3 protein-coding genes are annotated in these 22,188 nt (G+C 67.6%); 1 reads left to right on the top strand and 2 read right to left on the bottom strand.

Annotated elements, in window-relative coordinates:
* Positions 1-3: 3 nt before the first annotated feature.
* Together L1O02_RS15875 and L1O02_RS15870 are read right to left on the bottom strand one after the other, a co-directional pair.
* A complete protein-coding gene (locus tag L1O02_RS15875) occupies positions 4-984 on the bottom strand; it encodes a response regulator (RefSeq protein ID WP_108543676.1) in 981 nt (326 codons plus the stop codon).
* Between the two features lie 124 nt (positions 985-1,108).
* Entirely contained in the window at positions 1,109-1,426 is a 318-nt protein-coding gene (locus L1O02_RS15870) for a hypothetical protein (RefSeq protein ID WP_129406085.1), read from the bottom strand.
* 740 nt (positions 1,427-2,166) lie between these two features.
* Between L1O02_RS15870 and L1O02_RS15865 the strand changes: the two genes are divergently transcribed.
* Entirely contained in the window at positions 2,167-22,176 is a 20,010-nt protein-coding gene (locus tag L1O02_RS15865) for an amino acid adenylation domain-containing protein (RefSeq protein ID WP_235758253.1), read from the top strand.
* Positions 22,177-22,188 lie beyond the last annotated feature (12 nt).

Here is a 22,188-nt window from a genome sequence, read left to right as displayed (position 1 = left end):
CGTTCAAGGGGCATGAAAGGTCTGTGCCGCATTCAGCAAGGCCGCCGAAAGCGCTTGCGGGTCACCGGCGATGCACGGCTCGAACCCGGGTTGCCGGAGCATCCGCGCCATGGCCCGGGCGTGCCGCGCGGGGAGGGCTTCGGCACTGGCCTGGAGCAGGCTCAGGTGGTAGTCCAGCGCCAGGGCGAACAGCCGGGCCGCCAGGGGCAGCGGCTCCGCGCTGTCCAGGCTGGCGGAGCCGCGCAGCAGGGCATCGGCGTGGGTGAGTTGCCAGGCCAGGTTGAGGATCGGGTCCTCGGGCTCGGCGTGGGCGAGAATCTCCTCGATCAGCAAGCGGCTGCGCACCAGGGCCTGATCGATCGCGCTGCCGGGCGGGTTGAGGCCCATCAGCGCCAGGCAGGCAGCGCTGCGAAAGGCCGCGGGGTCGCTCTGGGTCACACTGCTGTCCAGCACGATCGCCAGGGTCTCAAGCAGCGCCTCAAGGTGGATCTGCCGGTTGTCGGCCAATTGCAGGGCCAGCGCGCCGATGAACCCGTCGCGCATGTCGGTGCCGGCCGAGGGGCCGCTGCCCGCTTGCGGGCCATGCAGGGGCTTGTTGCGGTATCCCAGTTGCGTGGCGACCCGGGCCAGCACCACCGGCGGCGAAATCGGCTTGGCAATGTAGTCGGCGGCCCCCAGCAGCAGGCCCAGGCGCTCGTCTTCGACACTGCTGCGCGAGGTCAGGAAAATCACCGGGATGGCGGCGGTCGCCGGGTGGCTCTTGAGCTCGCTGAGCACCTGGAAACCGTCCATTTCGGGCATCAGGATATCGAGGATGATCAGGTCGGGGCTGGCACTGCGCGCCAGGGCCAGGCCGCGCTGGCTGTCCTTGGCCAGCAGCACCTCGTATTCACTGGTCAAGGCATTGGACAGCAGGATCAACGATTGCGGATCGTCGTCGATCGCCAGGAGGGTATAGGGCTTGGGAGCATGCTCTGCGGGCATGACGAGGGGCCTGGAAAAAAGAGGCCGGCAGTCTAGCGTATTTGGCCGATCCAGGCCTAGCGCGCCGCCGGCAAGGTCACGGCCGTGGCCGCCTCACCGGCCGCGCCGCGACCGGCCCGGGGCGTTATTCCAGGTGATCGCACAGATGTTCGGCTTCGATGATGGTTTCGCCCAGGGAGTGGAAGTAGGCCCGCCAGAATTGCACCGCTTCCTGCGCCGCTTCCCGGTCATTGAGGCATTCGATTTCAAAGATGTCGGTGCCTTGCAGTGGCCGGGTCTCGCGCCAGAGCCGCAGCGCCGGGTCGGGGGTGTCCTGGATCCGCTGCAACAGGCGGTTTTCGTGATCCTTGATGTCGTCGAGTACATAGTCGACGAACAGGCAGTAGTCGTTTGCCGGGCAGACGCCAAAGATGTGAAAACGATCCGTGTTGGGAGTGCTCATGAAGGTCATCCTCTTTCATGATGGCAGTGTGCCAAGGCTCGATTGGCACCCAGGCCGTTAGCCTAATACCGATCCGAAAATTTTCAATTGTGAATTTTTTTGTGGCGTCGAAGAGCCTTCCGCGACGGCTCGCAACCCTTGAAACAGAGCTGCGCCGGGGGTGGCGGCAGTCTGTCGGGTGAGGTTCGGGCAGGCCATGGGGCCTCGATGTGTAAAGTGTTTGCATTCGGGTTTGACAGCTCATCGGCGGCTACTACGCTCGTACCGTTGTCCTGCAGGAAGCAACCTGAACCTGCAGGCGCAAGCAGGCGATAAATACGCCCCAAGTGGTGTGAAACAACAATGACGCCAGGCAGGCATCGTTGTTGCTGACCAGCCTCAGACACTCACTGGCAATAGGGAATTACTGTGTTCAGGTACACGGATGTGTTGGCCTTGCTCTCCACTGAATCCACGTTGAACAGCCCCAACCCTGGCTATTGCGCCAGGGCCGGCGGCTGCTTTGCGCTTTTCTTCTCCCAGGCAGGCCCCCGAAGGCTTGTCGCCAGTGCCGTTGAGCGGCCGCTGGGGTCGCGCTGCAGGGCGCCCATCAAGCATTAGCTGCACGAAGAATCCGAACGCTCCCAGGTAATCCGCAACACGGCATGGCAACGCGCTGGTCGCCGCGTGCCGCGCTGACGGGATGACACGGATCAACAGTCGCCGATGACATCGGCCCAACCTGACAGGGAAGTCGCGCAGTGTCTGACAACAACCCAACCCAAGCGGGTCCACAGAGCCCTTCGTCCGCAGCCCCGGAGGCTGATCAAGCCCGGGAAAGTGCGACGATTGCCGGCTGGAACGACACCCACCACGAGTATCCGCTGGACCTGTGCCTGCAGCAGTTGATCGAGCAACAGGTGGAGCGCAGCCCCGATGCCGTGGCCCTGTGCTTCGACGAGCAGCGCCTGAGTTTCAGCCAGTTGAATCGTCGGGCCAATCGGTTGGCGCACTACCTGCGCGAGCTCGGCGTCGGGCCCGACAGCCTGGTGGGCGTGCAGATGGAGCGTTCACTGGAGCTGATGATCGCCTTGCTGGCGATCCTCAAGGCGGGGGGCGCCTACCTGCCGCTGGACCCGGGCTACCCCGAAGAGCGCCTGGCCCTGCTTATCGAAGACGCCTCGGTCGGCGTGGTGCTGACACAACAACGCTTTGCCCACCGGCTCGCCGCCTATGGCATTGAAGTGCTCTGCCTGGACGACCCCGCCAGTGAGGAGCTGCACGCCTGCGAGGATAATCCCGCGCCGGTCAACCGCCCTGAAGATCTGGCCTATGTGATCTACACCTCGGGCTCCACCGGGCGCCCCAAAGGCTGCATGCTGCCGCACAAGGCCATCTGCAACCGGCTGCTGTGGATGCAGCGTCACTATGGGGTGGGGCCACAGGACCGGATCCTGCAGAAGACGCCCTTCACCTTCGATGTCTCGGTCTGGGAGCTGTTTTTGCCGTTGCTCAGCGGCGCCTGTCTGGTCATGGCCAGGCCCGAAGGCCACAAGGACGCCCACTACCTGGTGGAGCTCATCCAGGCGCGGCAGATCACCATCTGCCATTTCGTGCCGTCCATGCTGCGCTTCTTCCTCAAGCACCCGACGGTTGGCGAGTGTCGCTCTTTGGACAAGGTCTTCGTCAGCGGCGAGGCCCTGACCCACGAGCTGCTGCTGCAGTTTCGTGCGCGGCTGCAGGCCCGTCTGCACAACCTGTACGGCCCGACCGAGGCGGCGGTGGACGTCACCTGGTGGCCTGCCGAACCGCGCCCGGACCGGCGCGTGCCGATTGGCCGGCCCATCGACAATATCCAGATCCACATCCTCGATGCCGAGGCCAATCCGCTGCCCATCGGCCAGACCGGCGAGCTGTGCATTGGCGGTGTCGGCCTGGCCCGGGGCTATCTCAACCGGCCGCAACTGACGGCGGAGAAGTTCATTCGCGACCCGTTCTGCGCAGCACCCGACGCCCGGCTGTATCGCACCGGTGACGAGGCGCGCTTCCTCGACAACGGCGAGATCGAAGTGCTGGGGCGTTTCGATTCCCAGGTCAAGCTGCGTGGGTTTCGCATCGAACTGGGCGAAATCGAAAGCACCCTCAACAGCCATCCGGCCATCAGCGACGCGGTGGTGCTGGTCCAGGATGCCGCCGGCGAAGACCCGAAGCTGGTGGCCTATGTGGTTGCCGACGGGCTGGACAAGAAGGCAGTGCGCGATTTCGTCAAGTCGCGCCTGCCGGAGTACATGACGCCCAATCGGGTGCAGTTCGTCGAACAGATTCCGGTCACGGCCCACGGCAAGGCCGATCGCCAGGCGCTGCTGGCCACCGATGGCCCGGCGCCCGACAGCCGCCGGGCCGCCACCCTGGATCCCCAGGCACTGAGCGCCTGGCTGCAGGCGTACTTCATCGAGGCGCTGGGGATTGATGAACTGGCGGTCGACGACGATCTGTTCGATCAGGGCGCCACCTCATTCACCCTGGTGCAAGCGGTGCACAGCATTCATCAGCAGTACCAGGTCACGCTGCCGGTGGAGATATTTCTCGAACAGCCGAGCATCGCTGCCGTCATCGCCTTTATCCTCGACAGCAACCCTGCAAGCGTCGACCGGCCCGGCGTGGCAACGACCTGCCCGACGCCACCAAGCGACGCCCCGGAGCCGATCCAGCTGCAGAGGGTGGACTTTGATCCTCGCGCCTATCAACGCCTCGTCCAGGTTGCGCCGCCCAGCCTTGAACGGCTGGGGGGCCTGCTCTCGCTGTTGCGTGAGGTGACGCTGGCAGGCCAGGGCAAGTACCTCTATTCCTCGGCCGGCGGCCTCAACGCCATCCAGTGCTACCTGTATGTGGCCCCGGGGCAGGTCGAGGGCTTGCCCTCAGGCACCTGGTACTACCAGCCGCGGCTCAATCGCCTGTTGCCGATCCGCGTGCCGGCCGATCCGGGCTCGCCAGCCCTGGCCGAAGCCGGTTTTGCGCTGTTTCTGGTGGCCCAGATGGCCGCCATCGAGCCGCTCTACAATCACGCCGCCCCGGCGCTGCTGGTGCTGGAGGCGGGCTATATCGAACAACTGCTGCTGTCGCACCAGGCCGGCTTCGACCTGGCCCTGGTCCCGAGCCAAGACGTGGACGCGGCATCGGTTGCCCAGCTGTGCAAGCTGGAGCCCAGCCACCGGGTGCTGCATTGCCTGATTCCCGGCGATTCGGGTGGCGCTGCAAGTGGGCGCTCCGGCCTGCGCTTCGACGACTTCCTGGCCGCCAGCAACAATGGTTTCGACCTGCCGGGCAAGGACGCGCTGGAGCGCTTGCACCAGCAACAGCGGCAGATTCGCAGTGACCTGCTGCAGCACGGGGCAGTGGGCATCGATCTGCCCGCTGCACCGATCAGCGCCGACGCCCTGCAACTGCGCGCCGCCAAGCGCCAATACGGCGACCAGGCCTTGAGCGTGGCGCAGTTGAGCCGATTGTTGAGCCTGTTGCGGGCCGGGCCGGATGCCCGTCACCTGTACCACGCCGACGCGCTGCAGGACCTGGAGATCTACCTGCAGCTGGCCGCCGGCAGCGATCAGGCCCAGGCGCAGTGCCCGCCGCCCGGCCTCTATCGCTACCACGCCGACAGCCACAGCCTGAGCCCCTTGGGCGAAGGCGACCCGCTGGCGTTCAACCGCAGCTACACGCCGTTCAATCGCAAGCACGCGCAACAGGCGCGCTTACGGATATTCCTGGTGTCCGCTCGCTCGGCAGGCAACGACCCCGAGCGGCGTTATCGCCACCTGCTCCAGGCCGGACGCATCGGCCAGTTGCTGCTGGAACAACAGACCGAGTTCGGCATCGGGCTGTGCCCCATCGGTTCGATGTATTTCGACAAGGTTCGCAGCGCCTTCCACCTGGATGAACACCAGGAGCTGTTGCACAGCTTTGTCGGCGGCGCCGTCAGCCAGGGGCTGCCGCCGGGCTGGCCACGGCTGGAGCTGCAGCCTGAGCTTGGGAATGAGGACGAAGCCTGGGCCGCCCGCGAGCCCGAGAACGCGGGTGCACTGGCGATCATCGGCCTCAGCGGCCGCTACCCCGGCGCCGCCGACCCCCGGGAGCTGTGGCACAACCTTCGCGCCGGACGTTCGTCGATCCAGACACTCAGCCGCCAAGCGCTGCTGCATGACGCGCCAGGCGCCGCGGATTCGCCGCAATGGGCAGTGGGCGCCCTGGCCGACAAGCAGTTGTTTGATCCGCTGTTGTTCAAGATCACCCCCGCCGAGGCGAAAACCCTGGACCCCCAGGAGCGATTGTTCCTGCAAGCGGTCTGGCATTGCCTGGAAAACAGCGGCTATACCGCCGCCGGTCTGCAGCGTCGGGCCGAGCGGGTGGGGGTGTTTGTCGGCGCGATGTGGGGCGACTACCAGCACCATCGGCCCGGCGACCAGGGCGAGCGCGCCACCTCGTTCCATTCGGCCATCGCCAACCGGGTGTCGTTCTTCAATGACTTCAGCGGCTCCAGCGTGGTGTTCGACACCTCGTGTTCCTCGGCAATGACCGCCCTGCATTTTGCCTGCACCAGCCTTCGCCAGGGCGAGTGCCAGGCGGCGATCGTCGGTGGCGTCAACCTGATCAGTCATCCGTCGCACCTGGAGCTGCTGAGCGCCTTGCAGCTGTTGTCCGCAGAGGGCCAGGCGCATCCGTTCGGTCTCCACGCCAACGGTTGGGTGGCGGGCGAGGGCGTGGGTGCGCTGTTGATCCGCCCCCTGGAGGACGCCCGCCGCGACGGTGACCGGATCCTTGGTGTGATCCGCGCCACGGCGATCAGCCACAGCGGCAAGACCTTTCGCTACGGCATGCCGAACGCCGAGATTCAGGCCGCCTCGATGCGCCGGGCCCTGGAGCAGGCGGGGTTGTCCGCCGAGGCGATTGGCTACGTGGAGGCTGCCGCGCCCGGCGCCAGCCTGGCGGACGGTGCCGAATTCGCGGCGCTGGCCAAGGTCTTCGGCCACCGCCAGGGCGATACGCCACTGCCAGTCGGCTCGATCAAGGCCAACATCGGCCACCTTGAATCGGCCTCGGCGCTGTCGCAGATCACCAAGGTCCTGCTGCAGTTCGAGCACCGCCAGATCGCCCCGACCCTGGGCTGCGTGCCCTTGAGCCCACTGATCGGCCCGGAGCACAAGCAGCTGCTCATTGCCGACACCTTGCGCGACTGGCAAGGCCCTCGACGGGCCTTGATCAATGCCTTCGGAGCCAGTGGTTCCGCCGGCCACCTGATCCTCGAAGCGCCGCCGCCTGAGGTCGCCGCGCCCGAGCAGCGCGGGCCCTGGCTGTTTCCCTTTTCCGCCGCCAGCGCCGCGCAGCTCGAGCAATTGCTCGGGGCGTTCGCCGACGACCTTCAAGCCGGTCGCCTGGGCGACGCGCGCCTTGGAGACATCAGCTACACCCTGTGCGTCGGCAGGGTTGCACTGGGCCAGCGGCTGGCGCTGGTGGCCGACAGCGAGTCCGAACTGCTGACCTTGCTCAAGGCCGCGTCGGAGTGCTCGACCCGCTGTGGCAGCGATGCCAGAGCGGCGCCACCGCTGGCCACCGAAGCGGACCTGCGCGGCCTCGATCGGGCTGCCCTGAGCACCATCGGCCAGCGTTGGGTGGCCGGTGACACCGACCTGTCGCAGATTGCCCGCCATGACTGGCGGCGCGTGGCCTTGGCGGCGTACCCCTTTGCCGGCCTCGATTGCCATATCGCCACCGGCGCCGCCGAGGACGAGGCGGCGACGCCGGTGACGGACCCGCGCCTGCAAACGGCGCTGGAGGGCTACCTCACGCAGCACTTCTCGAAAGTCTCGGCCATACCCGAGAGCAGCATCGACAGCCTGGAAAGCTTCGACCGCTACGGCCTGACCTCGCTGATGATCACCACCCTCAACCAGCGACTGGCCCAAGCCTTCGGGGACTTGCCAAGCACGCTGTTCTTCGAGCACCAGAGCATCAGCGCACTGGCCAACTGGTTCGCTGCCCGGCACCCGTCGCGCAGTCGCCAGTTGCTCGGGGTTCAAGCGCCCGCGGCCGCGGCGGCACAGGCGGCCCCGGCCAGCCGTGCGGCACCGCGTCCCGACAGCGAGCGACGCCACGAGCACGCCGAGCCAATTGCAATCATCGGCCTGGCCGGACGCTTTCCCGGTGCCCCGGACATCGACAGCTTCTGGGACAACCTGAAGAACGCAGTCGACAGCATCAGCGAAATCCCCGGCGAGCGCTGGCAGCACCAGCCTTACTACAGCCCCGACCGCAGCCAAAAAGGCAAGATCAACACCAAGTGGGGCGGATTCATCGACGCTGTCGACCGCTTCGACCCGCTGTTCTTCAATATTTCACCGCGCGACGCCGAGCGCATGGACCCTCAGGAACGGATCTTCCTCGAAACCGCCTGGCACACCCTGGAAGACGCGGGCTACGACCGGGCCGGCCTGCAACGCCATTACCAGGGGAAAATGGGCGTGTTTGTCGGGGTGATGCACGGCGAGTACCTGCTCTATACCCGTTCTGCCGCCGCCGACTGCACCGATGACGCGGTGGATTCCTCCTTCGGCTCGATTGCCAACCGGGTGTCCTACGTCTTCGACTGCACCGGCCCGAGCATGGCGGTCGACACCATCTGTTCCTCCTCGCTGACCGCGCTGCACCTGGCGGTGCAGAGCCTGCAACGGGGCGAGTGCCGGGTGGCGCTGGCCGGCGGCGTCAACCTGTCGCTGCACCCGAACAAGTACTTCATCCAGTCGCAGTTGACCATGTCCTCCAGCGATGGCCGCTGCCGCAGTTTCGGTGAAGGCGGCGACGGTTTCGTCCCCGGCGAAGGCGCCGGCGCGGTGTTGCTCAAGCCCCTGTCACAGGCACAGGCCGATGGCGACAACATCTACGGGGTGATCCGCGCAACGTCGCTCAACCATAACGGCAAGACCCATGGCTACACCGTGCCCAGCCCCAATGCCCAGGGGGCAATGATCGCCGAGTCACTGGAAAAGGCCGGCATGGACCCCCGCGAGCTGAGTTACATCGAGGCCCACGGCACCGGCACCGCACTCGGCGATCCAATCGAAATCAGCGGCCTGCAACAGGGCTTTGCCCGGCGCAGTGCGGCCCTTGGCAGGGAACCGGCGGGGGCACAGCAGTGCGCGCTGGGCTCGGCCAAATCGAATATCGGCCATCTGGAATCGGCCGCCGGGATCGCCGGGGTGGCCAAGGTGCTGCTGCAACTCAAGCACCGCCAACTGGTGGCGTCGCTGCATTCGAGCCGACTCAACCCGGGCATCGCCTTTGGCCAATCGCCGTTCCATATCCCGCAGCAACTGCAAGAGTGGCGTCAACCGCGGCTCAATCTGGATGGCCAGGAGCGCGACTACCCGCTGGCCGCGTCCGTGTCGTCCTTTGGTTCCGGCGGCTCCAATGGCCATGTGATCATCGCCCAGTACCTGGCGCCGGAGCGGGAAGCGCCGGTGGCCGGGCCACCGGCGATCATCGTGCTGTCGGCCCGCACCCCGTTGCAGCTGCAACAGCAAATCGAACGTTTGCAGCAGTGCCTGTTGCGGCGCGAGCGCGAAGGCCAGCTGCCGCGTCTGGCGGACCTGGCCCTGACCCTGCAGCAGGGCCGGGAGGCCATGGAATATCGCCTGGCGTTCACCGCAGCGTCCATCAGCGAGCTGCAGGAGCGCCTGGCCCAGGGCCTGGAGCAATGGCTCAAGGCGCCTGAGCACTTCGGCTGCTTCGACGGCGTGCATCTGGGTCGGGTACAGGAGAACAAGGCCGCGATGGCCGTGCTGGCCCACGATGAGGACATGCAAGCGACCCTGGCGGCCTGGGCCGACAAAGGCAAATACGCAAAACTGCTGGAATTGTGGGTCAGGGGGCTGACGTTCGATTGGGCGCTGCTGGGGGCGCCCCTGGGCAGTGCCCGGCGCATCAGCCTGCCGGGGTATCCCTTTGCCCGCGAGCGGATCTGGGTGTCCGGCGACCTCCAGTTGCCGCCGCCGGTCCAGGGGCTCGGCGAAGCCCGGCTGCACCCCTTGCTGCAACGCAATGTCTCCGACCTGACGCAGCAGAAGTTCACCTCGGTATTCAGCGGTCAAGAGTTCTTCCTGCGCGATCATCGGGTGCATGAGCACAAAGTCCTGCCTGGCGTGGCCTACCTGGAAATGGCCCGCGAGGCGGTCAGTCGCTCCCTGGGGGATCAGGCACTCGCCGGAGCGGTGAGCCTGTGCCACCTGGTGTGGTCGCAACCGCTGACGCTCAGCGAGCAGGATCAGGCGCCCGTCACGCTTGAGGTGCAGATCAATGCCGTGGACGCCCATCGCCTGACCTTCGCGATTCTCCAACAGCAGACCCAGGCCCTGTGCTGCCAGGGCGAGGCGCAATGGCGGCAGGACCCCATGGAACCCCTGGCGTCACTGGCATCGCTGCAGGCCAGGATCAACGGCCCGTGCCTGGACGCCGAGGCGCTGTACCGCCAGTTCGACAGCGTCGGCATCCACTACGGCCCCAGCCACCGGACGGTCCGCGAACTGCACAGCAGCGGCGGACAGTTGCTGGCGCAGATCCAGTTGCCGCCATCACTGAAGGCCGATCACCGGCAATTTGTCCTGCACCCAAGCCTGATGGACGGCGCCTTGCAATGCACCCTGGGCCTGCTGGTCGCCGACCCGCTTGCGCAAGGCGCAACGGTGCAACGGCAGCAGACCCGGGTGCCCTTTGCCCTGGACCGCCTAGAGCACAGCGGTGCGGCCCTGGGGGAGCAGGTCTGGGCCTGGGTGCGGCCTGTGGCGCAGGCCAGCGCGGCCGGGCATTGGGTTTTCGATATCGATATCTACAACCAGCAGGGCGAGCATTGCGTTGCGCTGCACGGCTTTGCCCTGCGGGAGATGAAAGCGCCGTCGGCGTTGGAGGTGATGCTCGACGACCGCGGGCAGACGGACGCTTGCCTGCTGGAGAAATGGCAGCGGGTCGAGCCTCAGCCCCTGCCGTCCGGCGCCGCCCGGGTGCTGTTGATCGCCAATGACCCGCAAGGCCTGCAACAGTTGACGGCGCGCTATCCGCAGCGGGCGTCGATGTTGCTGGACGGCAGCGAATCCATCGAAACGCTCGCCGCGCGGCTGCGCGAGGCCGGCCCGCTGGAGCACCTGCTGTGGCTGGCACCCAGCGCCATGGCGGCGCACACCAGCGCCGAGCAACTGATCCACGCGCAGCAGTCCGGGGTGTTGAGCTGTTTTCGCTTGATCAAGGCGTTGCTGCTCCTGGGCCTGGACCAGCAGCCGCTGGCCTGGACGCTCATCACCCGCGCCACCCTGACGGTGTTCGGCGCGGCGAGCCCGCTGCAACAGGCCGCCGATGAACCCGTGGCGCCCGCTCACGCCAGCCTTCACGGGCTGATGGGGGGCCTGGCCAAGGAGTACAGCCATTGGCCGGTGTGCGTGGTGGACCTGCCGGCCGGCGACAGTTGGCCGAGCCTGGACCCCCTGTCACTGCCCGCCGATCCCCGGGGCGAGCCCCTGGCCTGTCGCGACGATGTCTGGTATCGCCCGTATCTTGCGCCCTGCCTGGTGCCGCTGGAGCGGGGCGGCGAGGGCGAAAGCCTGTATCGCGACGCCGGGGTGTACCTGGTCGTCGGCGGTGCCGGCGGCATTGGCCGGTTGTGGAGCGAACACCTGATCCGTACCCGTGGCGCCCAGGTCATCTGGCTCGGGCGCCGCCCGCAGGATGCGCGGATTGACGCCGCCATCAGTGAACTGGCCCGGTTGGGCCCGGCGCCACGCTATATCAGCGCCGATGCCGGCAACCACGCCGCGCTGCAGCAGGCAGTGACCCAGGTGCTGGCCGAGCATGGGCGGATTCATGGGGTGATCCACGCCGCGATCCAGCTGGAGGATCAAAGCCTGGCACGCATGCAGCCGCAGAAATTCGCCGCGGGGCTGGCCGCCAAGGTCGATGTCTGTGCCCGTCTGGCCGAGGTGTTCGAGCACCAGCCCCTGGACTTCATGCTGTTTTTCTCCTCGTTGCAGAGCTATACCAAGTCGGCGGGCCAGAGCAATTACGCGGCCGGTTGTACCTTCAAGAACGCCTTCGCGCAGGCCCTGGGGCAACAACGCGGCTACCCGGTGAAAGTCATCAACTGGGGCTACTGGGGCGACGTCGGCTCGGTGGCCAGCGACGACTACCGGCGCCGCATGGCCGAGGTCGGCCTGGGCTCCATCGACGGCAAACAGGCGATGCGTGCCCTGGACGCGCTGCTCGGTGCCCCGGACGACGGCGCGCCGCTGAGCCAGTTGACCTTCCTGCGCACCTGCGGGCGCTTGAGCGAAACCTTCGAGCACCTGGGGCTGGCCCGTCATCCTGGCGGGCTGTTCGGCGAATATGGCGAGGTTCGGGCGCCGGCCTATCCATCGTTGATCGGGCGCCTGCACGGCCTGCGGCCGGACAGTCGGCAGGTGCGCGGCGTTGTCGGGCAGGTGCAGGCCCAACGGGCGGCGCTGGATGAGCTGCAGGTTCGCCTGCTCTATGCCCAGTTGCAGCAACTGGGCCTGTTCACCCAGGCGTGCGAATCCCTTGCCCGGTTGCAGCAGCACAGCCCTGTGTTGCCGCTGTACCGACGCTGGTTCGCCAAGAGCCTTGAGGAACTGGCGCAGCGCGGCTATGTGCAGCTGGAAGGCGATACCTGCCGGGTCGCCAATCCGCAGCCCCTGGACCTGGAGGCGCTGTGGCAGGAATGGGCGCGGCAGCAGCCGGCCTGGCTCGAACACCCCAGCCTCAAGGCCGAGGCCCTGCTGGCCGAAGCGACCCTGCGGGTCTTGCCGCAGATCCTCGACGGGCGGATCGCGGCCACCGACGTGCTGTTCCCCGACGCCTCGATGTCCAGGGTCGAGGGCATCTACAAACACAACCCGGTGTCGGACTTCTTCAACGAAGTGCTGCTCGACGCCATGCTCGAATTTGTCCGCGGCCGCCTGGAGCAGGATCCCCGGGCCTCGATCCGGATCCTGGAAATCGGCGCCGGCACCGGCGGCACCAGTGCCCGCGCCTTTGAAAAACTGCAGCCCCTGCAAGCGCAGATCGCCGAGTACTGCTACACCGACGTCTCCCAGGCGTTCCTGATGCACGCGCAGCAGGCCTATGGCCCGCATGCCCCGTACCTCAGCTACCAACTGTTCGACGTCGACCAGCCGCTGGCCGCCCAGGGCATCAAGGCCGGCGCCTATGACCTGGTGATCGCCACCAACGTTCTGCACGCCACGCCGGACCTGCGCCGCGCCCTGAAAAATGCCAAGGCCGCGCTCAAGCACAACGGCCTGCTGCTGATCAACGAGATTGCCCGCAATGGCCTGTTCACTCACCTGACCTTCGGCCTGCTCAAGGGCTGGTGGCTGTTCGACGACCCGCAGCATCGCCTGCCGGGCGGCCCGGCACTGGCCCCCCGGCAGTGGAAGCAGGTGCTGGAAAGCGAAGGCTATCGGCAGGTGCATTTCCCGGCGCTGGCCGAGCACGACCTGGGGCAGCAGATCGTCATCGCCCAGAGCAACGGCCTGGTCTGGCAGGAGCGCCCCGAGCGCGCCGAAGCGCCCCGTATTGCGCCGGTGCGGCGTGAAACGGTGGTGGCCCAGGCGCCCCTGGCACCCCGGGCGCCGCAACCGGGCATCAGCCCCGCGGCGCTGGGCGAGGTGAGCAGCAGCCGGCTCAAAGCCGAGACGGTGCGCTACCTCAAGCAGGTGATTGGCGGGCTGTTCAAGATCGAGCCCGAGCAGATCGACGCCCGCGAGGCGCTGGAAACCTATGGCATCGATTCGATCCTGGTGGTGCAACTGACCAACCTGCTGCGGGACCAATTGGCCGGGGTCAGCAGCACGCTGTTCTTCGAATACCAGACCATCGAGGCATTGGCGGAGCATTTTCTCGCCACCCAGAAAGACCGGCTGCAACAGCTGCTGGGACTGGATCCGGCGCCAGCCAGCGGCGCGCCACCGGCCAGGGCGCCGGTCGAGCCCTTGTTCACGCCGGTCCCGTCGCGCTTTGCCAAGCGTCCTCCCGAGCCGCCAGCGGCGCAGCAGCGCTACAGCGACGTCGCCATTGTCGGGCTGTCAGGGCGCTACGCCGGGTCCGACAACGTTCGCCAGCTGTGGCAACACCTCAAGGCCGGGGAGCACTGCATTGCCCAAGTGCCGGCCGAACGCTGGGACTGGCGCCGGTACTTTGACCGGACCCCGGGAACGGCAGGTCGCATCTATACGCCATGGGGCGGTTTCATTGGCCAGATCGATCGGTTCGATCCGCTGTTCTTTCACATTTCGCCCCGCGAAGCCCTGAAAATGGACCCCCAGGAGCGGCTGTTCCTGGAAGAGGCCTATCACTGCATCAGTGATGCCGGCTATACCCCGGCACGCCTGGCCGAGCGGCAGCGGGTCGGGGTGTTTGTCGGCGTGATGAACGGTACCTACAGCCACCAGTCCAGTTACTGGTCGGTGGCCAACCGAGTGTCATACCAGTTCAACTTCCAGGGCCCGAGCCTGGCGGTGGACACCGCCTGTTCCTCGTCGATCACCGCACTGCATCTGGCGCTGCAAAGCCTGGAGCGCGGCGACAGCGACTGCGCCCTGGTGGGTGGGGTCAGCCTGCTGGTGGACCCGGTGCACTACATGGGCCTGAGCGAAATGCAGATGTTGTCCCCAGGCCCGCACTGCAAGGCTTTCGGTGCCGATGCCGATGGCTTTGTCGCCGGTGAAGGCGTGGGCGCACTGCTGCTCAAGCCGCTGGCGCAGGCCGAGGCCGATGGCGACCGGATCTACGGCGTGATCAAGGGCAGCATGATCAATGCCGGGGGCAAGACCAACGGCTACACCGTGCCCAATCCCCTGGCCCAGAGCCGGCTGGTGGTGGATTCGCTGGCCCGGGCCGGGGTCGACGCCAGGGCCGTGAGCTATGTCGAGGCCCATGGCACCGGCACCGCGCTGGGCGATCCGATCGAGATCGCCGGCCTGGCCCGGGCCTTCAGCAGCAGCGGGGCAACGCCCGGGACGCAGTACTGCGCCATCGGCTCGATCAAGAGCAATATCGGCCATTGCGAAAGCGCAGCGGGTATCGCCGGTATCACCAAGGTGCTGTTGCAACTGCAGCACCGCCAGCTGGTGCCATCGCTGCACGCCGATACCGCCAACCCGCACATCGATTTCGCCAACACTCCGTTTGCCGTGCAGCGCACGCTGGCCGAGTGGCCGCGGCCGCAGGTGCTGATCGACGGGGTGCCGCAGACATTCAAGCGCATCGCCACGGTGTCCTCCTTCGGTGCCGGAGGCGCCAATGCCCATGTGGTGATCGAAGAATACGAAGACCTGCGGGTACGGCCACCGAGGGTGGTCGACGAGCAACGCCCGGTGCTGATGCTGTTGTCGGCCAAGAGCGCCGAGCAGCTGCTGCAGCAAGCCCGGCTGTTGCTCGACGAATTGGCCCAGGGGCCACTGGTCGAGGCCGATCTGCCGGCACTGGCCTTCACCCTGCAAGTGGCGCGCGAGGCGATGGAGCATCGCCATGGCTGGTGGGTGAGTTCCCTGGCCCAGTTGAAGGCCGGCCTGGAGCAGTTGCTCAGCGCCGGCGTCACGTCGGGCCGTGGCCGGCAGAAGCCCGAGGCTCAGGCGCCGGACTTCGACATCGGCCGGGTACTCGACGCCGGGGCACAGCAACGCCTGCTCGACGCCTGGCTCGACGGCGCCGTGCTGGACTGGCAACTGATGTACCCCCAGGGCACGCCCGCGCCATTGAGCCTGCCGGGCTATCCCTTTGCCCGCGAGCGCTACTGGCAGACGCCGCTGGCCGCGGCTGGGGTGCCCGGCGCCGTCGAGGAACGCCTGCATCCACTGCTGCATCGCAACGTGTCGGACCTGCGCGGCTTGCGTTACCTGAGCCGGTTCAGCGGCAGCGAAAGCCTGTTGGCCGAGCACCAGGTCAATGGCCAGGGCGTGCTCCCGGGCGCGGCGCTGGTCAGCCTGATCCAGGCGGCGCTGAGCAACGCCCTGGGCGCTCCGGTGCCGGCGGGCAGGGCGCTGGTGATAGAGGATCTGGCCTGGCGCCAGCCGTTCAGCGTCGACGCGGCCAACAACGGCGAGCTGTTCCTGGAACTGACCATGCCGGCGCAGGGCGAGTACCAGGTCGGGATCTACTCCTACGACCCTGATGCCCAGTTGCAACTGCATGCCCAGGCCCGCGCCCGCTATGCCGTGGTCGTGGCCCCCGGGCTCGAGTTCAACGGCCTCGGTGCCCGGGTGGTGGAGGTCGAGGCCTGCTACCAGCGCTTTGCCGCCATGGGCATCGAGTATGGCCAGGGGTACCGGCGGCTGCTGTCGCTGGAGCGCCAGGACGATCAGGTACTGGCGCGGATCGCTCTGCAGGACCCGGCGCTGACTGACGGTTTTGCCCTGCATCCGGCCTTGCTGGATGGTGCCATGCAAGGCGTGATGGCCTTGCTGCTGGAAGAGCTGGGGGACACGCCGGCCTTGCTGCTGCCGGCGACCCTGGGCCAGTGCGTGCTGTTCGCCGACTGCCCGGCCGCCCTGCAGGTGCAGATACGCCGCAGCGGCAGCACCACGGACGGCCATCTGTTCGACCTGGCTCTGTTCGACGAGCATGGCCAGTGCTGTGCAACCCTCCATCAACTGGCGTTCAGGACCCTGAGCGATCACCGCCAGGGTGCCAGCACCGCGCTGCTGTGCCACAAGCAATGGGACGACGCGCTGCCGGCCACGGCGTTAGCCACGCCGGGGGTGGCGCACCGGGTGCTGAGCCTGGGCCATCATCGCGCCTTTGCCGACCTGGCCCAGGGCCTGCAGGCGCGGGGCATCGGCCATTGCGCCTTGCCCGCGACTGACTACCCACAAGCCGCGCTGGCGCTCGCCGAGCAGCTGCAAGCCTTGCTCGGCGCTGCGCAGCCCTGCCTGATTCAACTGCTGGTCCCGGCGGACGATGCCCAGGGCTATCGTGGCCTGGGCGGCCTGTTGTCCAGCGTCAGCCGTGAACAGCCGGCGTTGATCGGGCAATTGATCGAAGTGGCACCGGCGCTCGAGGCCCCGCAACTGCTCAGCGCATTGGCCGCCGAGGCCGCCGCCCCCAACGAGTGCGTCCTGCGTTATCTGGCGCAGGCGGGCACCCTGCGCCGCCAGCAGCTGAGCTGGCAACCCCAACCCCTGGACGCGGCCCCCGCGCCTTGGCGGCCAGACGGGGTGTACCTGATCAGCGGTGGCTTGGGCGGGGTCGGAGCAGTCATGGCGCAGGCGCTGCTGGCCGCGGCGCCCCAGGCCCGGGTGGTGCTCTGCGGCCGCACGCCAGCCGGCGATCCCGCCGTGCGGGCCAAGCTGGCGCAACTGGGGGAGGCTGTCGACTACCGCGCCGTGGACCTGGCCAACGCCGCTCAGGTTGAACGCTTGATCAGCGACCTGGTCGCTGACTACGGCGCCTTGCACGGCATCCTGCATTGCGCGGGCATCACCCGTGACGCCTTGCTGGCGGACAAGCCCAGGGCGGATTTTGCCGCGGTGTTCGCGGCCAAGGTCGACGGCGTGCAGCACCTGGATCGCAGCAGCGCCGGGCTGGCCCTGGATTTCTTCGTGTTGTACTCCTCGATCGCCAGTGTCCTGGGCAACGCGGGGCAGACCGACTACGCCGCCGCCAATGGCTATCTGGACGCCTTCGCCAGCCTGCGCAACCGGCAGGTCGCGGCCGGCACGCGGCACGGCCGCACCCTGGCGATCAACTGGCCGTTATGGCTGGAAGGCGGCTTGCACATGAGCGATACGGCGCGGCGCCTGCTGGCGCAGCGCAGTGGTATTGAGGCCATGGCCAGCGCCACCGGTGTCCAGGCCTTCTATCACGCCCTGCAGCGCGATGATGACCAACTGATGGTGCTGGCCGGCGACCGGGAAAAGCTCCTTGCCTTGCTCCGGCCGCCCGCGCCAGTGGCGGTGGAGCAAGCCCCGCTGGAGGGAGAGGCACTGCTGCCCTGGCTGCGCCAGCTGCTGGCCCGGACCCTGAAGATCCGCCCGGAGCGACTGGACAACGAGGTGCCGTTCGAGCAGTACGGCATCGACTCGCTGATGATCATGGAGATGACTGCCGTCCTGGAAAAACGCTTCGGCGCGCTGTCCAGGACCCTGTTCTTCCAATACCCCAGCCTGCAGGCACTGGTTGAGCACCTGGCCACGCGGCCGATGCGCAGCGCGCCACAGACCTCGACCAGCGCACAACTGCGCACCTTGCTGGCCAGCGCCTTGCACACGCCGCCGGAGCAGATCGACGAGCAGCGCTGCTTCGAGGACTTCGGCATCGATTCGGTGCAGGTACTTGAACTCACACGTCGCCTGGAAGGGCATTTTGGCGCGTTGCCGCCGGGGCTGCTGTTCGAGTACTCCAGCCTGCATGCCCTGGCCGGCTACCTGGCCTCGACTGCGGCCCAGGCGCCTGGCGAACCGCTGCCCAGCGCCCCGGCGCCGCAACGCCGGCTGTTCGACAAACCGTGGTCGCCGCAGCCGTCGAGCGCCGCCTCGCGGGACGACATCGCCATCATCGGCATTGCCGGGCGCTACCCCGGCGCCCCGACCCTCGAAGCCTTCTGGGAGAACCTCAGCCAGGGCAGGAACAGCATTGGCGAAGTGCCGCCCGAGCGTTGGGACTGGCGCGACTACTACAGCAGCGACCGCGGGCAGAGCGGGGTGCACAACAGCAAGTGGGGCGGCTTTATCGACGGCATCGATCAGTTTGATCCGCTGTTCTTCAATATCTCGCCCCTGGAAGCCGAGCTGATCGACCCCCAGGAGCGGCTGTTCCTGCAAACCGCCTGGGCGGCCATGGAGGACGCCGGCTACAGCCGTCAGCTCGGCGCCGGAACACCGGAGCCGATGCTGCAGGTCGGCGTCTACGCCGGGGTGATGTACAGCGAGTATCAACTGTTGGGCGCCGAAGCCAGCCTGCGCGGCGAGCGCATGGGCTTTGCCGGTTCCAGCGCGAGCATCGCCAACCGGGTGTCGTTCTGCCTCAACCTGCAAGGCCCGAGCCTGTCGCTGGACTCGATGTGTTCCAGCTCGCTGACCGCGCTGCACCTGGCCTGCCAGGATCTGCACAGCGGCCGCACGGCCATGGCCATTGCCGGTGGTGTCAACCTGACGCTGCACCCCAACAAGTACCTGATGCTCAGCAGCGGCCAGTTCATTTCCAACCAGGGCCAGTGCGCCAGCTTCGGCGAGGGCGGTGACGGGTATGTACCGGGCGAGGGCGTGGGCGTGGTGGTGCTCAAGCGCCTGGCGGACGCCGAGCGCGATGGCGATCAGATCCACGGGCTGATCAAGGGCAGCTACCTCAACCACGGCGGCAAGAGCACCGGCTACAGCGTGCCCGATCCACGGGCGCAGCAGGCCGCCATCAGCGGCGCGCTCAAGGACGCGAATGTCGATCCGGCGGCCATCAGCTACATCGAGGCCCACGGCACCGGCACCCGTCTGGGCGACCCGATCGAAATCGCCGGCCTGGCCAACGCTCTGGGACCGCGGGCAGCGGGGCAGACCTGCTGGATCGGCTCGGTGAAATCCAACATCGGCCACTGCGAGGCCGCCGCCGGTATCGCCGGCCTGACCAAAGTGCTGTTGCAGCTCAAGCACGGAAAAATCGCGCCGTCGCTGCATTCCCGGACCCTCAACCCCTTTATCGACTTTGCCGCCACGCCGTTCGAGGTCAACCAGCACCTGCGCGACTGGCCACAGCCGTCCGATGAGGGGCGGCTGCAGCCGCGGATTGCCGGGCTGTCCTCGTTTGGCGCGGGCGGATCCAACGCCCACTTGATCGTGGCGCAATACGCCGGCACCCGGCCGCAGCCGGAGCCCGATGGCCGGCCGCAGATGATCCTGTTGTCGGCCCGCGAGCCCGGACAGCTGCGCCAGATCGCCAGCCGCCTGCTAGAGCACTTGCAGCACGCGCCGCAGCGCCTGGACGCGATTGCCTGGACCTTGCAGGTCGGGCGCGAGGCCATGGAGCATCGCGCCGCGTTGATCGCGACCGACGCCCAACAGCTGCTCGACGCCTTGCGCGGTCTGGCCGGCGGCGACGACCGTGGCTGGATCTGCGGTGACACCCAGACCGGCAGCGCCGCCCTCGAACCCTTCAAGAACCGTTCGCGCACCCTGCAACATGAGCATCTGGCCCAGCTCTACGCCAATGGCGAACTGCAAGCCCTGCTGGCGTTGTGGAGCGCCGGCCTGCGCATCGACTGGAACGCATTGCGCGCGCCGGACCGCCAGCGGCCGCAACGCATCAGCCTGCCGACCTATCCCTTCGCCACCGAGCGGTATTGGGCGCCCACGGCGGCCAAGGGCTTGCCGGCGGCGACCAGGGTCCATCCCTGGCTGCACAGCCACACTGCCACCGGCGACGGGCACCAGTTCACCTGCCTCTGCAACGGCGAGGAGCCGTGGTTGCTTGACCATGTGGTGAACGCGAGCAAAACCCTGCCCGGGGCGGCCTGCCTGGAAATCATCCGCGCCGCGGTGAGCCAGGCACGGGGGGACGGCCAGGCACGGGCCATGGTCATCGAACAGCTCAACTGGCTGGCGCCCTTGACCGTCGGGTCCGCGCCGCGGTGCCTGCGGGTCAACCTGCAAGCGCTGGACGGCCACTGGGTGGTAACCCTTCTCAGCGACGATGACGCGGGGGCGCAACCGGTGCTGCATTGTCAGGCCCGGGTGACGGGCGAGGCCGCGCCTGCGGCCGAGCGCCTGGATCTGGCGCACTGGCGCGAGCGCCCCTGGCAGCGTCGCCTCGACAGCGACGAGGTCTATCGGCTGTTCGACGCCATGGGCCTGGCCTACGGTGCCAGCCATCGCGGCATCCGCCAGTTACTGATCGCGCAGCAGGGCAGCCGGCGCGAGGTGCTGGCACAGCTGGACCTTGAGGGTATCCAGGCCGTTGGCGACTGCTGGCTGGAGCCCGGCATGACCGACAGCGCGCTGCAGGCCGCCATCGGCATGCTGCTGCCCCTGGACGCCGGGCCGGCGGCGCCGTTGTCGCTGCTGATGCCCTTTGCCTTGCAGCGCCTGGAAATCCTTGCGCCTTGCACGCGGCAGATGTGGGCCCTGTTGCGTGGCGACCGGCACGACAGCGCGGGCCGGATCGACATCGAGCTCTGTGACCAGCAGGGGCAATTGTGCGCCCGGCTGGAAGGGTTCTGTGCCCGATCCCTCGGCCCGTTGCTGCAGCAACCACCGGCAACGCCGGTCCAGCAGTTGCTGGCACCGGTCTGGTCGGTGGTCGAGGCCCAACAGCAGCCGCGGCCGGACGAGCAGGGCGCGATGCTGATCTTCGGCGTGAGCCCCTCGCGCCATCAGGCGCTGGCCGGGCTCTATCCCCGGGCGCGCCTGGTGCCAGGCGGGCCGGACAGCGCCGCGACCGAACTGCTGGCCGACGCTGAATGGGCCGAGGTGATGTGGCTGGCGCCTGCGGTGGAGGCCGACGCGGATCCGGTCGCCGGGCAACAGCAGGGCGTGCTGGCGCTGTTCCGGCTGATCAAGGCACTGCTGAACCAGGGCTACGGTCGGCGGCCGCTGCGCCTGAGCCTGATCACCGACCGCGCGGTGAGCACCGGCCCGGGCGACCCCTGCCAGGCGGTGCATGCGGCGGTGCATGGGCTGGCCGGCTCGCTGGCCAAGGAGTACCCGCACTGGACAGTGCACCTGGCGGACCTCGCGGACGAGCAGTTGGACCGCCTGGCGACAGCGCCGTTTGCCGCCCTGGCGAGCGGCGAGCTGCTGGCCCTGCGTCACGGCCAATGGCGGCAGCGCCAGCTGGCACGGGTGCAGGCGGCCTCCGTGCCGGCCCGGTTGCCGGTCTATCGGGACGGCGGGGTGTACCTGGTGATCGGTGGTGCCGGCGGGATTGGCGCGGTCTGGAGCCAGCACCTGATTCGCCAGCATCGCGCCCGGGTGGTGTGGATCGGCCGGCGCGCGCTGGATGCGCAGATCGCCGCCAAGCTCGACGAGCTGACGGCCATCAGCCTGATGCACGCAGGGCCCGCGCCGGTCTACCTGCAGGCCGATGCCACGGACCACCTGCAGTTGGCCGCGGCCCGGCAGCAGATCATCGAGCGCTTCGGCCCCATCAATGGCGTGGTGCACTCGGCCATCGTGCTCAAGGATTACAGCCTGGCCAACATGGACGAGTCGACCTTCAGCCAGGTCCTGGAGGCCAAGGTCGCCACCAGCGTGGCCCTGGCCCGGGCCTTTGGCGACAGCGCCGCGCAGCTGGACTTCGTGCTGTTCTTCTCCTCGATGATGTCCTTCACCACGGCCGCCGGCCAAGGCAACTACGCGGCCGGCTGCACCTTCGCCGATGCCTTTGCCGACCAGCTTCGGGCGCGCTGGTCGTGCCCGGTCAAGGTGATCAACTGGGGCTACTGGGGCGGCGTGGGCTCGGTGAGCGACGCCCGCTACCGGGAACGCATGAAGGCCCTGGGCCTGGGCTCCATCGAGCCCGAGGAAGGCCTGCGCGCCCTCGAACAGTTGCTGGTGGGCGGACTGGACCAACTGGCGCTGCTCGCGCTGCTGCCGGGCTCCGACATCGACGCCATCGACAGCCTGGCAGGACTGCTGGGCCACGAGCAGATCCGGCTGTCCAGCCACCGCTCCGGGGCCATGGCGGCGCTGCAGGAACGGCTGGAGCAACGGCTGGCGGCGCTGGTCGCGATCACCTGACGGCCCCATCAC

The organism is Pseudomonas sp. BC42 (genome assembly GCF_021560055.1).
GTDB lineage: Bacteria > Pseudomonadota > Gammaproteobacteria > Pseudomonadales > Pseudomonadaceae > Aquipseudomonas.
This window is presented reverse-complemented; position numbering and strand designations above follow the sequence as displayed.

What these genes read in the sequence shown, in the direction of transcription:
- L1O02_RS15875 (WP_108543676.1), bottom strand. Translation starts at nt 984, where the DNA reads ATGCCCGCAGAGCATGCTCCCAAGCCCTATACCCTCCTGGCGATCGAC.
- L1O02_RS15870 (WP_129406085.1), bottom strand. Translation starts at nt 1,426, where the DNA reads ATGAGCACTCCCAACACGGATCGTTTTCACATCTTTGGCGTCTGCCCG.